The 14,171-nt window shown below is 67.8% G+C and carries 15 protein-coding genes; 6 read left to right on the forward strand and 9 right to left on the reverse strand.

Annotated features, from left to right (window positions below):
• The first annotated feature begins 21 nt into the window (after positions 1-21).
• Together KEC57_RS10525 and KEC57_RS10530 are read left to right on the forward strand one after the other, a co-directional pair.
• The gene (locus KEC57_RS10525) at positions 22-1,053 is read left to right on the forward strand and encodes a substrate-binding domain-containing protein (protein ID WP_229384577.1); all 1,032 of its coding nucleotides are present in this window, start codon (positions 22-24) and stop codon (positions 1,051-1,053) included.
• A gap of 109 nt (positions 1,054-1,162) precedes the next feature.
• The gene (locus tag KEC57_RS10530; protein ID WP_229384578.1) at positions 1,163-1,960 is read left to right on the forward strand and encodes a DeoR/GlpR family DNA-binding transcription regulator; all 798 of its coding nucleotides are present in this window, start codon (positions 1,163-1,165) and stop codon (positions 1,958-1,960) included.
• A 197-nt stretch (positions 1,961-2,157) separates the two neighbouring features.
• Here the strand turns inward: KEC57_RS10530 and KEC57_RS10535 are convergent, their stop codons facing one another.
• Entirely contained in the window at positions 2,158-2,463 is a 306-nt protein-coding gene (locus KEC57_RS10535) for a hypothetical protein (protein ID WP_229384579.1), read from the reverse strand.
• A gap of 33 nt (positions 2,464-2,496) precedes the next feature.
• Here KEC57_RS10535 and KEC57_RS10540 point away from each other — a divergent pair, with 33 nt between their 5' ends.
• Positions 2,497-3,159, forward strand: a complete 663-nt coding sequence (locus KEC57_RS10540; RefSeq protein WP_229384580.1) for an SDR family NAD(P)-dependent oxidoreductase — start codon at positions 2,497-2,499, stop codon at positions 3,157-3,159.
• Positions 3,160-3,452: 293 nt separating this feature from the next.
• Here the strand turns inward: KEC57_RS10540 and KEC57_RS10545 are convergent, their stop codons facing one another.
• A complete protein-coding gene (locus tag KEC57_RS10545) occupies positions 3,453-4,121 on the reverse strand; it encodes a FadR/GntR family transcriptional regulator (RefSeq protein ID WP_229384581.1) in 669 nt (222 codons plus the stop codon).
• Between the two features lie 188 nt (positions 4,122-4,309).
• Here KEC57_RS10545 and KEC57_RS10550 point away from each other — a divergent pair, with 188 nt between their 5' ends.
• Positions 4,310-6,103, forward strand: coding sequence for a 2-isopropylmalate synthase (locus KEC57_RS10550; protein WP_229384582.1), 1,794 nt, complete (start codon positions 4,310-4,312; stop codon positions 6,101-6,103).
• Between the two features lie 30 nt (positions 6,104-6,133).
• Here KEC57_RS10550 and KEC57_RS10555 read toward each other — a convergent pair whose 3' ends face one another.
• On the reverse strand, positions 6,134-6,616 hold the full coding sequence (locus tag KEC57_RS10555; RefSeq protein ID WP_229384583.1) for a MarR family winged helix-turn-helix transcriptional regulator: 483 nt from the start codon (positions 6,614-6,616) through the stop codon (positions 6,134-6,136).
• A 92-nt stretch (positions 6,617-6,708) separates the two neighbouring features.
• Between KEC57_RS10555 and KEC57_RS10560 the strand changes: the two genes are divergently transcribed.
• Complete coding sequence (locus tag KEC57_RS10560; RefSeq protein ID WP_229384584.1) at positions 6,709-7,668, forward strand: zinc-binding dehydrogenase; 960 nt, start codon at positions 6,709-6,711, stop codon at positions 7,666-7,668.
• Positions 7,669-7,731: 63 nt separating this feature from the next.
• Here the strand turns inward: KEC57_RS10560 and KEC57_RS10565 are convergent, their stop codons facing one another.
• Complete coding sequence (locus KEC57_RS10565; protein ID WP_229384585.1) at positions 7,732-8,082, reverse strand: DoxX family protein; 351 nt, start codon at positions 8,080-8,082, stop codon at positions 7,732-7,734.
• A 31-nt stretch (positions 8,083-8,113) separates the two neighbouring features.
• Positions 8,114-9,124 carry an LLM class flavin-dependent oxidoreductase gene (locus tag KEC57_RS10570; RefSeq protein WP_229384586.1) on the reverse strand — a complete coding sequence of 337 codons (1,011 nt, stop codon included), beginning with the start codon at positions 9,122-9,124 and terminating at the stop codon, positions 8,114-8,116.
• A 48-nt stretch (positions 9,125-9,172) separates the two neighbouring features.
• Here KEC57_RS10570 and KEC57_RS10575 point away from each other — a divergent pair, with 48 nt between their 5' ends.
• Positions 9,173-9,541: a winged helix-turn-helix transcriptional regulator gene (locus tag KEC57_RS10575; RefSeq protein ID WP_229384587.1), complete on the forward strand. Its 369-nt coding sequence runs from the start codon at positions 9,173-9,175 to the stop codon at positions 9,539-9,541.
• A gap of 28 nt (positions 9,542-9,569) precedes the next feature.
• On the opposite strand, the gene KEC57_RS10580 is transcribed toward KEC57_RS10575, so the two are convergent.
• Genes KEC57_RS10580 through KEC57_RS10595 form a run of 4 tightly spaced genes read right to left on the reverse strand, consistent with a single transcriptional unit; the run spans position 9,570 to position 14,134 of the window.
• Positions 9,570-10,151: a TetR family transcriptional regulator gene (locus KEC57_RS10580; RefSeq protein WP_229384588.1), complete on the reverse strand. Its 582-nt coding sequence runs from the start codon at positions 10,149-10,151 to the stop codon at positions 9,570-9,572.
• Between the two features lie 56 nt (positions 10,152-10,207).
• Positions 10,208-11,257 carry an LLM class flavin-dependent oxidoreductase gene (locus tag KEC57_RS10585; protein ID WP_229384589.1) on the reverse strand — a complete coding sequence of 350 codons (1,050 nt, stop codon included), beginning with the start codon at positions 11,255-11,257 and terminating at the stop codon, positions 10,208-10,210.
• 31 nt (positions 11,258-11,288) lie between these two features.
• Positions 11,289-12,425: an ABC transporter ATP-binding protein gene (locus KEC57_RS10590; RefSeq protein ID WP_229384590.1), complete on the reverse strand. Its 1,137-nt coding sequence runs from the start codon at positions 12,423-12,425 to the stop codon at positions 11,289-11,291.
• Positions 12,422-14,134: an ABC transporter permease gene (locus KEC57_RS10595; protein WP_229384591.1), complete on the reverse strand. Its 1,713-nt coding sequence runs from the start codon at positions 14,132-14,134 to the stop codon at positions 12,422-12,424. The genes KEC57_RS10590 and KEC57_RS10595 overlap by 4 nt, the downstream gene beginning before the upstream one ends.
• Positions 14,135-14,171: the final 37 nt, after the last annotated feature.

The raw sequence follows: 14,171 nt of genomic DNA on the forward strand, positions 1-14,171 counted from the left end.
CCGCAACAGCAAGGAACACACATGAAGATCACCCGAATCGGTGCCATCGCCGCCGCCGTCGGTGTGAGCGCCCTGGCGCTCACAGGCTGCGCCGCCGCAACAGCAGGTGGGGACGACGACGCCCCACTGCGCATCGGCGTCGCCGTATACGCCAACAGCTCCTTCATCACTCAGGGCCATGAGGGCGTCGACGCCTACGCTGCCGCCAACGACATCGACGTGCTGTGGCAGGCGGCCGACTTCGACGTCAACACGCAGGCCACGCAAGTCGAGCAGCTTATCAACCAGGGCGTCGACGCCATCCTGCTTGCCCCCGTGCAGGCCGACTCGCTCGCCCCCCAACTGGCGCTCGCCGCTGAGAAGGGCATTCCCGTCATCGCCGTCAATGCCGAACTCGACGACGACGCCAGCCTCGCCTCGAGCGTGCAGCCCGACGATGTAGCCGCCGGCGCACAGGCGGCGCAGATGATGATCGACGAGCTCAATGGCGAAGGCAACGTCCTCATCCTGCAGGGCGCGCTCGGTTCGTCGTTCGAGATCAACCGCACCGAGGGTATGTCGGAGGCCATCGACGCCGCACCCGGGATCTCCGTGCTCGCCCAGGACAGCGGAGAGTGGTCGCGCGACGCATCGATCAACCTCGTGCGCACGTGGATCAACAACTTCGGCGACCAGATCGACGGCATCATCGCGCAGAACGACGACATGGCTCTCGGCGCGCTCCAGGCCGCCCGGGAGGCCGGGGTGTCAATCCCCGTCGTCGGGATCGACGGCATCGAGGACGCTCTCAATGCCGTCCGTGACGGCGAGATGGTCGGCACGCAACTGCAGCACGGCCGCATCGAGCTCGCGGCCGGTCTCGCCGTCGCCCAGCGCGTGGCGCTCGGCGAAGAGGTCGAGCCGCTGTACCACTACATCATGCCGCCGGTCACGCAGGACAACGTGGCCGCGGTCATCACGAACGTGGTCACCGACAAGGACGCACTCCTCGCGCGCCTTCCCGAGCTGATCGACAAAAACCTCGCATCGGGCGATATCGCGAACGAGGAGTGATCCGACCTCGGCGGGGCCCCGGGAGTTCGCGTCGGGGCCCCGCCGAGTAGATTCGTCATCACGGCCGAGATCACACCAGCGGTGGGATCTCTCACAGAGGGGCAATACTATGGCGCGACCAGCGAGCGGCTCCAAGCAGCAGGAGCGGCAACGGCTGATCGCCGAGCACATCCTGCGCGAGGGCACGGTGAAGATCGACGGACTGCACGAGCAATTCGAGATCTCGTTCATGACGATCCACCGAGACCTCGACGAGCTCGAGGCTCGCGGACTGATCCGCAAATCGCGAGGCTGGGTGACCGCGATGTCCTCGAGCGTGGCCGAGGCCAGCGACGTCTTCCGGCAAGGCCAGCAGGAGCACGAGAAGGCGGCGCTCGCCGCTGCGGCATTGGAATTCATCGCGGCCGGCCAGTCGGTGTTCCTCGACGATTCCACCACCACCGCGCAGCTCGCCCCGCTCGTGGCCGCGCGTGCCCCGCTGACCATCATCACCAACTACTTGACGCTGATGAACGAGGTGAGGCAGGCGCGGGAGATCGCGCTCATCGGCCTCGGCGGCACGTACATGACGTGGTCGAGTTCGTTCCTCGGGAGCGTGACGACGAACTCTATCCGCTCGATCGCCGCCGACCTATTCATCATGTCAAGCTCGGCCGTCATCGACGACGTCTGCTACCACCACTCGCAGCAGACCGTCGAGGTCAAGCGCGCCATGTTCGAGTCGGCGGCCCGCCGCATCCTGCTGCTGGATCACACGAAGTTCGAGCGGCGCGCGCTGCACGCGCTCCTGGCGATCACCGACTTCGACGAAGTTATCGTCGACGACCACACGCCGCCCGAAACGGTCGACCGCTTGCGCAACCGCGGCATCTCGTTGACCGTCGCCCCATCGCTCTCGGAGAGCTGACGCCCCGACACGCAGGGCAACCCCGCGCCCGACTCGCCTGAGCCGCGACTGCGGCGAACGTCCTGGGGTGATCGCCGCGACCGCTACTATCTAGACCGCGTCGACTGGCTCGGTAGTCGCGAACTGCGCGAACCGGACAAATCGGTCTGGACGCCGATAGCGCAGCTGGAGAATCTCGGCGCGACGCGGGCGCACCCCTACCGGAAGAACGAACTCGACGCACGCCAACGCGATGTCGCCTGGGTGACCTCAATCGCATCGGCGTCGAGGTAGACGCTCGACAGGTACACCCGGCGCCCAGCCTTCACCGTCGCCCGCTCGGCGAAAAGCGGTAGGGCGCGGGGGCGGCGCGTCTTGTTCGTCATCGAGATCGCCGCGCGCCACAGCGCCTCGACCACCCGGTCGTCAACGACGTGCTCCTCGCCGTCATCCGCCGCCGCCGTGCGGTCGTCTCGCCGTAGCGTCACCCCCTCCACCAACCTGCGGATCACCAGCAGCACCACCCACAAACTGAATGCTCAGGAAAGGCCTCTGTTATGTCCACCATCGCCATCGTGGGTGCCGGCACCGGACTCGGCGCCGCCGTCGCCCGAGAATTCGCCCAGCACGGCTTCAGCATCGCCCTCATCTCCCGCACCCAAGCCCACGTTGACGCCATCGCCACGGAACTCCGCGAGAGCGGTGCCACCGCATACGGTTTCGCGGCCGACGTTCGCGACGGGCAGCAGCTCGCCAGCGCACTCGGACGCGCCGCCAGGACGCTCGGGCCCATCGAGGTGCTTCAGTACAGTCCCGTCCCGCACAGCGACTTCATGAAACCCGTTCTCGACACCACCGCTGCCGAGCTCAGGGGCCCCATCGAACAATCCGTGTATGGGCCCATCACCGCCGTCCAGGAGGTACTACCAGGGATGCGCGCTCTGCGTCGCGGTACGATCATCTTCGTCAACGGAGGCTCCGCCGTCCGTCCCGCGATCAGGTACGCCGGAACATCGATTGCGTTCGCCGCCGAGAGCGCCTACGGCCAGCTCCTGCACGGAGCCCTCGCCGAGGAGAACATCCATGTCTCTCAGCTCATCATCCCGGGCGCCATCGAACCCGGCGACCCCACCAACGACCCCACCACTATCGCCAAGACCCTCTGGACTCTCCACACCGACCGCAACGTCTACCGCCACTTCACCCGCCCGCTCGACTAGCAATGCCCGGTCGCGGAGCGGAGTCCCGCAGCAGTCTCTGCTCCGCAGCCCCCGCTTCGTCACGGAGCGACAGGACGCAACGCGACAGCAGATCACGCAAACGTGATTGCCCGGCTGCAGTGGGGGTCCTGTCAGACTCGTTCTCCGCAGGACTCTGGGCCGCTCGCGCCTTCGCTCCTAGGTTTCACTGCCCTGGTGAACGGCCGCTCAGCGGCGGGTTACGCGGCCCCTGGGATGCCCGCGCCGACGCGGCGGCCGCAGTTCGGTAGCCGCCGGCGGCGACGTCGACAGCCTCAGCCGAGCAGTTCTTTGAGCGTGTTGAGGTGTCCGCGGGTGAGGGCGGCAGATGTCTCGGCGTCGTGCGATGCGATCGCTTCGTAGATGCGCCCATGGATGTCCTGGTCGACTTCGTCACCGTGGCGGCCGCGGACCTGAAGCATGTCGATCATGGCCTGACGGGAGCGGGACGCAAAGCCATCGAACAACTCAAGCAGGACCGGGCTGTGCGCGGCGAGGACGATGGCTCGGTGAAAGGCCATGTCGGTCCCGACGTGCTCTGGGATGTCGGCACGGTGACGATCACGCTCCTCCAGCGCTCGACGCACGTCTTTCAGCTCAGTTGACGTGCGGCGTTCGGCAGCAAGTACTGCCGCCTCGACCTCGATCGCGGTCCGAGCCTCGATGACGGCGACGATGTCAGCACGCTGAACGATCACCTTCCAGCTTTCCGAGATGTCGGTGGCGATGACGAACACGCCAGCGCCCTGACGCGTGGAGAGCACGCCGCGCCCGGCGAGGATGCGGATCGCTTCCCGTGCACTCGAGCGTCCGACTCCGAGCTGTGGGGCAAGCGTGGTCTCGCCGGGCAGCTTGCCGCCGATGCCCCACTCTCCCGCGCGGATGCGGACGAGCAGAAGCTCGGCGGCCTGCTCAGCGAGGGATTCGCGGCGCACGATCGTCATACCCATCATTCTTCCATGTGGCCATCACTCCTCTACTTGTCTGAGGAGTTGTGATAGGTTCAACCTCGTGTTCACTTCCTGGTTCCTGCTCCTTCGCAGCCACGGCGGGGCCTAGCCAGACCGGCTCCCCGACGTGGAGCCGCAACGCGCGCCGGTCGATCTTCCAACGATCCGACAGGAATTGGACCATGACCAGCAGCACCTTCCCGACCCTTTCCACGCCCGCGGGCGCAATCTCCGGCGATGCGCCGGCGTGGAACCGGCAGCGGCAGTCGCAAATGCCCTCGCACCGTTACCAGGACGTGTACTCTCGCGTTGCGGTGCCGCTCAGCGCACGCGAATGGCCGAGTAACCGGCTGACGCATGCACCCCTGTGGGTGCCTGTGGATCTTCGTGACGGCAACCAGGCACTGGCCGAGCCGATGGACCCGGCGCGGAAGTGCCGATTCTTCGAGCTCATGGTCGCGATGGGATACAAAGAGATCGAGGTCGGCTACCCCTCGGCATCTCAGACCGACTACGACTTCGTCCGACTGATCGCCGAGACCGACATCGCCCCCGCAGATGTGACGATCGTGGTGTTCACGCCGGCGCGTCGCGAACTGATCGCGCGCACGGTGGAGTCCATTCGGGGCATCCGCAACCCTGTCGTGATCCACATGTACACTGCCACCGCACCCACCTGGCGCGACGTACTCGGCCAGGATCGCGCCGGCCTCAAGAGGTTGATTCTCGCCGGCGGCCGCGACGTACTCGAGTTCGCCGGGAACCTCGAGAACGTGAGGTTCGAGTTCTCCCCCGAGGTCTTCAACCTCACCGAACCCGACTACGCGCTCGAAATCTGCGACGCGATGACCGAGCGGTGGGACGCCACTCCGGACCGACCGGTCATCGTGAACCTGCCGGCGACGGTAGAGATCGCGACGCCGAACGTGTATGCCGACCAGATCGAATACATGCACAAGAACCTGACCCGCCGTGACTCCGTGATTCTCTCCGTGCACCCGCACAACGATCGCGGCACGGGCGTTGCCTGCGCGGAGCTCGCCGTACTCGCGGGCGCGCAGCGGGTCGAAGGATGCATCTTCGGCAACGGGGAGCGCACGGGCAACGTCGACCTCGCGACACTCGCACTCAACCTGCATGCTCAGGGCATCGACCCGATGATCGACTTCTCCGACATCGACGAGATTCGCCGCACTGTCGAACACTGCAACCGCATCGAGCTCCACCCCCGCCACCCCTACGTCGGGGACCTCGTGCACACCGCCTTCTCGGGCACTCACCAGGACGCGATCAAGAAGGGCTTCGCCGAACACCATGCACGCGCCGGCGCGGAAGACCTGCCCGCGCGGGACATCGAGTGGCGGGTGCCATACCTGCCCATCGACCCGGCCGACATCGGACGCAGCTACGACGCCGTGATTCGCGTGAACTCACAGTCCGGCAAAGGCGGCATCGCCTACCTGCTGGAGACCGAGTACGGCATCGAGCTGCCCCGCCGCGTTCAGATCGATCTCGCTCGCCACGTCCAGCAGTACGCCGACGAAACCGGCCGCGAAGTCACCGCCGCCCAGGTCTGGGAAATTTTCCAGAGCGCCTACCTCACCGCCGCGACGGCACCCCTCGTCGAACTCGTCGGCTTCGACACGACCGGTCTGGTCGCGACGATCACCCTCCGCGCGAATGGGATCGAAAAGACCAGCCGGCACGACGGTATCGGACCGGTCGAAGCGCTGACCGCAGCGCTCGCGCGGATCGGACTCACGGTCGAGGTCCTAAGCACTCACCAGACCAGCATCGGGGCCGGCAACGATAGGGAAGCGATCACCGTTGTCGAATACCGCAACGGTCAGCGCACTGGGTGGGTCGCAGGCAAGGACAAGTCCGTGCTCACCGCGTCCCTCATTGCCATCCTGAGCGCTGCGATGGCATCCGCGACGCCGTCACGCGTCAACAGGACCCTCGCGTCCTCCACCTGACTGGCGGTGCGCCAACTCACGCTCGTTCACCTACCGACGGTTCATGCCACTCTCGGGCGGCACGGCCGAGAGCTGCTCTGCCCCGGCTTGATCTGCGGCGGCCTCGAGCATGCGGATCGTGAGCGACGTCCACTGCACGCGCTGCCGCTCGGTGAGCGCGGAGAGGATGCCGTGCGCATCGCGGTCGAACCGCTCCCTGGCCGTCTCGAGGAGTGCCCGGCCCGCGGGCTCGAGCCGAACGCGAACGGACCGCCCATCCTGTTCATCCGGCACCCTGCTGACCAGACCGCGCCGTTCGGCACGGGCGACCGCCCCGCTCATGCTGGATTTGTCGAGGCCCACGTGCGACGCGAGTTCGTTGATGGTCGGCTCACGGTCACGCAGGATTCCCAGCAGCCTCACCTGCTGGATCGACAGCCCCTCCTCCGCGGCGCGCGCGTCGAGAAGGACGCCGACAACGAAGGAGAGTTGAGCCAGAGCGTCGACGCTGGACGGCTCGGATTCATCGGTCATACTCCCAGCTTAGGCACTAGTTGGCGGGACGTACTACATGTATGGTGGCACCAACCATTATTGTTGGTACCACGTACTAATTAGGAGATCCGATGCCCAGCATCCATGCCGCCCTCGTCGAGAAGCTCGGCGAGCCGCCGCGCTACCGTTCCCTTGCCGAGCCCCACGCCGATGCCCGTACCGAGCTCGTCGACGTGCTCGCCGTCGGGGTGCATCCGGTCACTCGCGCTGCCGCCTCCGGACGGCACTACACCAGCACCGACCGGTTGCCGATGGTCCCGGGTGTCGACGGCGTCGTCCGCCGCGCGGATGGCTCGCTCGCCTTCGTCGCCGCTCGCACCACCGGCACGATGGCCGAGCGGATCGTGATCGATCCGGCCCGCGCGATCCCGGTGCCCGCGGGTGCCGACCCGGCGGTCGTGGCGGCGACGATGAATCCGCTCATGTCGTCCTGGGTCGTCCTGCGCGCCCGGGTACCCTTCGTGGCGGGGCAGTCCGTGCTCGTCCTCGGCGCGACCGGAAACGCCGGATCGATGGCGGTCAAAGTCGCCCGGCACCTCGGAGCCGGACGGATCATCGCCGCCGGTCGCAACCAGACCCGGCTCGACGCCCTTCTCGCCGAGGGCGCGGACGATGTGGTCGCCCTCACATCCGATGCCGGCGCAACGGCTGAAGCGCTCGCCGAGGCGGCGGCCGACGTCGATGTGGTGCTCGACTATGTGTGGGGAGCGGCGAGCGAACACGCGATGCGCGCCATCCTTCCCGCGCGCACCGACCCCGCCCGGGTCCTCGATTGGGTGGAGATCGGCAGCACCGGCGGATCCACGATCGAGCTGGACGGGGCATCCCTTCGCTCCCATGCACTCCGCATCAGCGGCAGCGGATTCGGATCGGTCCCTCTCGCCGTATACGGGCGGGAGCTGCCCGAGGCAGCCGCGGCGATCGCCTCGGGCGCGCTGGTCGTTCAACCTCGCGTGTTCGCCCTCGCCGACATCGAACAGGCCTGGGCGTACGTGGACCGGCCGGGAGAGCGCACGGTCATCGTCCCCTGACGGATCCCGGACCGCACCGGGCGTGGTCCTCGTCGGGCTTCGTTCCGCCGTGCTGTCGTGGGGTCACGCCGCGGCTATCAGCAGCGCCAGTGTTGCGCCGGCGCACACGAGGAGGATGGCCGCGGCGAGAAATCCGGTGTCTCGTGCTCGGATGTGCGCGACGATCGCGCCGGCGAAGTAGAGGATCAGCCCGATTGCCGCGGCGATCCCGATCGGAGGGAGCCAGATGCCGACGACGAGCCCGACGGCTGCCGCCAGCTGAAGTGCGCCGAGCGCAACGAGATGTCGGGGGTTCGTCACTCCGACGTCGGCCATCAGCCGCACGATGCGAGGCGATTGCCCGAGCTTGAATGATGCAGACATCAGCATGCCGAGGCTGAGGAGGATGGACGAGACGATGGCGAACGCGTGCATGGAGTTCCTTGAAGGATCGATCGTCGAGCTGTCAGAAGGTCTTGCGTGCGGTCTCGCGGCGCACGACGGGTGCGACATCGGCCGCGAAATGGTCGATGGAATCCCGCACGTTCTTCGGGGGGATCCCGCCGATGTCGACCTGGCCCATGAATCGGTCCAACCGGAGCAATTCGTGTTGGCGGAGGATCTTGTCGACGACCTCCTGTGGGCTCCCGACGACGAGGGGACCTCGAGGTGACGCCATCGCTTCGAACGTCGAGCGATCGAGGTGGATGCCACGTCCTTCAGCGTTGTAGGCCCGGTAATAGGGATAGAAGGTGTCGCGTGCCTCCTGCGACGTCCGGCCGACGAAGAAGTGACTCGCCGATCCCACGCCTAGGGAACTCCGATCGTGACCGTGAAGCTCAGCGCTGCCGAAATAGGCCTGCACGACAGGGGCGAGCCCCGCAGGATCACCCCCGAGGACCGCCAGTGTCATCGGAAGCCCGAGCCGCCCAGCCCGCTCAGCACTCCGAGGAGTACCACCGACGCCGAGGCGCAGCGGGAGCCGGCGCTCCAGCCGCGGCGGGATCACCGCGCGCTCGAGCGGGGCCCGGTAGCGGCCCGACCACGACACCTCCTCCTCTCCGCGAAGCGCAAGGAACAGCCCCACCTTCTCTTCGAAGACGGCGTCGTACTCCCCTATCGGCACTCCGAAGATGTCGAAGGGCTCGGCATACGCGCTTCGGCCCGCCGTGACCTCCGCACGCCCTCCCGAAACCAGGTCGAGCTGGGCGAAGTCCTGGTAGAGCCGCACGGGATCAAGGACGCTGAGCACCGAGACCGTGCTCGTGAGAACGATCGACGATGTTCGTGCTGCGACCGCCGCGAGCACGACCGCGGGCGAAGCGACGGCGAAACGTGAGGTGTGATGCTCACCGATCCCGAACACATCCAGTCCCGCTCCGGCGGCGTGGACACCGTAGTCGATGATGTCTCCGATGCGGTCGCGAGCAGTCGCCGCTCCTGTTCGTTCCGCCAGGGAGTACACGCCGAGTTCCATACCCACAACGCTACGAATCCGATAGGTACCTTCTGGTAACTTTCGGGCATGGAGAACGCCCCAGGCACCGTCTTCCTCGCCGACTGTCCGGCGCGGATGGCGATCGAGATCATCGCCGACAAGTGGTCGGTCGTCACCTTGTTCGCCCTCACCGACGGTCCGAAGCGCCACAAGGATCTGGTCGTGCTCATCGGGGGAATCTCACGAAAGGTGCTCACCCAGACCCTGCGACGCCTGCAGCACAACGGCCTCATCGAACGCCACGCCTACGCAGAGGCCCCGCCGCGCGTCGAGTACACGCTGACCGAGCTGGGCCAGACCCTCGACGAGCCGATCCGGATGCTCACCACCTGGGCGCGGGCATACGGAGAAGCCATCCTCGACCACCAGGAAGCGCGCGAGTCCGAGCGCGCCTGAGCGCGACGCGTGGCCTAGCGGCTGCGGGTCATCGCGGGCCGCCCGATGCCGTCGCGACGAGATTCGTCAGGAATGCCTCGGCGGCGGCATCCAGCCGCTGCCGGTCGCCGGTCGTCAGCAGGTCCAGCAGGAGCCCACGGATCGTGGCCACCACGAGAGTGGCCTCCCGCTCGGCAGTCGCGGGATCGGCGCGGCGACCCTGTGCATCGATGAGGTCGGCCTTCCAGTCGGCGACGACGTGCTCGAGGAAGTCGGCGAAAGTCTGCGGATCCTGCAACGCGTGGCCGTACACCTCGAAGAACAGTCGGGTCTCGGCCCATCGCTCCGGATCGGCGGCCCGCTCCCACGAGGCCCGGGCCGCCGTGGCGAGGGAGCGCTCGGTGCCGGTGCGCGCCCCGACGTCGACGAAGGTGCGCTCTCGAAGACGTGCCAGCACGGCCTGGATCATCTGCTCCTTGCTGCCGAAGCGGTGTACGAGGGTCGTGGGCGAGACATCGAGGTCGGCTGCGGCCTGGCGCCACGACAACTGCCCGATGCCCTGCTTGATCACATAGGCCACGGTCGCGTCGAGCAGATCCTCGCGCCGTTGCTCATTCACTGGCCGTGCCACAGCACCCTCCCGACGAGTCCGCCCGCGTGCCGCACCATGTTAGCGGCACGCTCCTCTCAGCCCTCAGCGCTCCATCCGAGTTGCGGGGCCACCTCTGTCGCAAGAGTCGCGAGCAGCTCCTCGGTCTCGTCGGCGCCGAGGTAGAACGGCACGATGAACAGCAGCGTCGCCTCGTTGTACTCTCGCGCACGTGCGAGTGCGGCATCGCTGCCGAGGCGGTCGACGACCTCCGCCACCGATCCGAAGATGCCGCCGCCGCGGGCGAACGCCTGCGCATCGGGCACGGCCCGATCGATCCAGTGCGGCCGGCGGCCCTCGGGCACCGGCACGACCACGCGGCTGACGGCGACACGTCCTCGGGCCGCACGCCCGTGGGCATCCGCGTGCTGCTCCCACGCATCGATGTACGCCTCGATCTCGAGTGCCTGCGAAGGGCCGGCGTCGCCGACGACGACTCGGCCGTCCAGCTCACGGCCGAAGTTCGCCAGCTGGATGCCGAGGCCCAGCTCGCCCGCGCGCACGGTGCTGGTGCGCGAGCCCGTGCCGTACCACAGACGCCGTCGGAAGCCCTCTACCCGTGGATGCACGCGGAGCCCCTCGTCGACGCGGGCGAACTGCAGTGCGAACTCACCCGAGACCACAGGACCGAGCTGCGCACCCTCGATGGCGTCGAGGAATCTGCGCAGAACCAGGTCGGTGCGCGGTGTCCCGATCGGGCCGTCCTGCTCGTACGCGGCCGCGAACGACGCCGGCAGCAGCCGACCGCCGTGTCCGGCGCCGATGCCGAGCTCGAGCCGTCTGCCGCTGAGCAGATCGACGGTCGCAGCGTCCTCTGCGAGACGGATCGGATGCTCGTTGGCGATCGGCACGGTGGCGGTGCCGATGCGGATGCGGCTGGTCTCGCGCGCGACGGCGCCGAGGAACGGGAAGACGCCCGTGAGTGCGCGCTCGAAATGACGCACGCGGTGCGTGGCGAGGTCGTAGCCGAGGTCTTCGCCGATGCGGAAGAGCCGGATCGAATCCTCCAGCGCCGCCGCGGCGCTCTGGCCGGGCTGATCGTAGGTGCCGGGGATGAGGAATGCCAGGCGGAGGGCGTGGGTGGTCACGGGCGGGGTCTCTTTCGCTGGGTGGGAGGGATCAGGATCGCGGGGACACGGCGTGCATCTGCGACCAGTCGATGCTCACGTCGGCGCGCCATCCGGCCGCCTGCAGCTTCGCGCGGGGATCGCGGTCCCATTCGGTGGGCGAGAGCACGCCCGACAATGCCGTTCCGGCGAGGGTGAACCGCGCGGTGTACCCGGTGCTGCTCTCGGTCAGCTCGGTCACCGCGACGTCGCGGAAGCGCGCGGCAGTCGGCGGCCCGGCCGAGAAGGATGAGCCGTGCTCGGCGGGGTGGACGAGGATGCTCCGCGCCCGGCCGACGAGTACGACGCGGGCGCCTTCGTCGAAGCGATCCGTCACACGCACCGAGGCTCGCACCTCATCGGCGATGCGCACCGACTGGGCGCCGGGACCGTCATCGCCCATCACGGTGGCGTCCACGCGGTTGTCGAATCCGCGCAGCACCGCGAACGAGTCGCTGCCGGGGTGGGCGAAGAAGTCGGGGACGCTGGCGGCGGGGCTGACGCGACCCTCGTCGACGACCGCGATGCGATCGGCGAGCACCGCTGCCTCTGCGTTGTCGTGCGTGACGTAGACCGCGGTGAAGCCCAGCTCGCGGTGGAGCCGGCGGATCTCGGCGCGCAGCTCGATGCGCAGCGCGGAGTCGAGGTTGGAGAGGGGCTCGTCGAACAGGAGGAGCCCGGGCTGGGCGACGATCGCGCGCGCGAGTGCGACGCGTTGCTGCTGCCCGCCGGAGAGCTGACCGATCTGCCGGTCGGCGTAACGCTCCATGTGCACCAGGTCGAGGGCGTGCCGTGCGCGGGTGCGGATGTCGGCGCGAGGGCGGTGGCGACGGGCACGCAGCGGATACTCGACGTTCTGCGCGACGCTCAGGTGGGGCCACAGCGCGTAGCTCTGGAACACGAAGCCCAGCGACCGCTTGTTCGCGGGCACGGTCGAGGCGGCCGCAGAGACGACCTTCCCGTCGAAGGCGATCGTTCCGGAGTCGACGCGTTCGAGGCCCGCGATCAGCCGCAGGAGCGTCGACTTCCCCGAGCCGCTGGACCCCAGCAGCACGATGAATTCGCCGTCGTCGATCTCGAGATCGACCTCGTGGAGCACGCGATGGCGGCCGTAGTCTTTCGAGACCCGGCTCACCGAGATGGCTGTCATGAGAGGGAATTCTCCATTCGCGACGTGAGAGGAAGGGCCCGCGCGCTGCGACGGATGGCGCCGAAACGCCGGAAGGCGCTTCGCGACAGGAGCCATGCGACGGCGCAGGTGGCGAGCACGGCCAGGAACAGCACCGTGAGAGCTGCGGCGGCAGCGCGGTCACCGCTGGAGAACATCGTCGAGACCAGTTGCATGAAGAGAGGATTCCCCGGGGCTCCGAGAAGAAGCGGGATCTCGAGGTTTCCGAACATCAGCAGCGCGGCGATGAACCATCCGCTGAGCAGGCTCGGGAGCAGGAGCGGCACGGTGAAGCGCAGGAACGCGGTCACCCGGTTTGCACCGGCGACGACGGCCGCGTGTTCGAACTCGATGGATATCTGCCGCAGCGAGCCGTGAAGGATCTGACTGAGCACCGGAATGGCCACCGCGACCAGCGCGATGAATGCCAGGGCGTTGGTGCCGTAGAGGGAGCTCAGGCCGGGCAGCGTCGTGTAGGCCCAGGTCATCCCGAGCGCCTGGACGACCCCCGGCATCCCGAGCGCGATGAGGAAGATGACTCCGATGACCGCACCGAGCCCCCGGGCACCGGCGCGCAGGCGTGCGACGGCGACGGCGAGCGCGATGAGCACTGCGGCCAGTCCTCCGACGACCGCGATGAATGCGGAGTTCTGGGCGGCACCGGTCAGCGTGGTGAATCCGAACGCCCGCTGGTACGCGGCGACGCCGAACTGGGTGAGATCGCCGGGCACGATGGTGACCGAGGCGAGCACCGTCGAGACGATCGGGATGACCACGGTCAGACAGAAGAAGAGCGCGATCGCAAGGGTGAGGGGGATCCGCCACCGGCGGACCTCGATCACGCCGCCGGGTGCGCCGCGTCCGCGGAGCGTCGTGACGTCGCGTTCGCCGACCCCGCGAGCATGGATGGCGCCGAGCGCCAGAGCCAGTCCGATGGTGACGACCCCGAGCACGCCGGCAGCTCCGTAGTCGGGTGGCGAGGAGTTGACGATCGCGTCGACGACCGCAGTCATGAGAAACACCGGTTCGGCCCCGATGATGTAGGGCTCGGTGAACACCTGCAGGTCGATGACGAACGACACCACCGCGATGAATCCGACGATCGGCCACACCAGCGGCATCGTCACACGCAACAGGGTGCGCGCCCGTCCGGCGCCGGACACCCGCGACGCCTCGGCGAGCTCGGCCCCCACGCGCGAGAAGCTGCCGGTGAAACGGAAGTAGCACAGCTGCGCCCCTGCCAGGGAGACGAGCAGGATCACCCCGCCCCAGCTCGTGATGTCGACGAGCACGAGCTCGCTGTTTCCGGTCATCGTCCGGGCGATGGTGTTGATCAGGCCGCTGTGCGGGTCGGCGGCGATCGACCATCCCATCGCCCGGATGGTCGGGATGATCACGAGCCCGAGCGCGACGAGCGGGGTGATGAGCGTGCGAACGGGCAGGTCGGTGCGGTCTCGGACGAAGGCGAGCGCGCCCCCCACGATCAGCGAGATCGGGGTGCAGCACACCGCGAGCACGACGGAGTTCACCAGCGCACCCGACGCCCACACCGACGGCCAGAATTCGCGGTAGTTCTCCAGCGTCCACGTGCCGTCGGCCGCGCTGGGAGAACCCGAGCGGAAGCTGCCGTACACGACGGCGCCGACCGGCAGCACGAGCAGAACCGCCAGAATGGCGATCAGGGCGCTCACCGCGACGATGCGTCCGGTCGGGACGCGCCGCGCCGCG

Source organism: Microbacterium allomyrinae (assembly GCF_020682705.1).
In the GTDB taxonomy this organism is placed as follows: Bacteria; Actinomycetota; Actinomycetes; order Actinomycetales; family Microbacteriaceae; genus Microbacterium; species Microbacterium allomyrinae.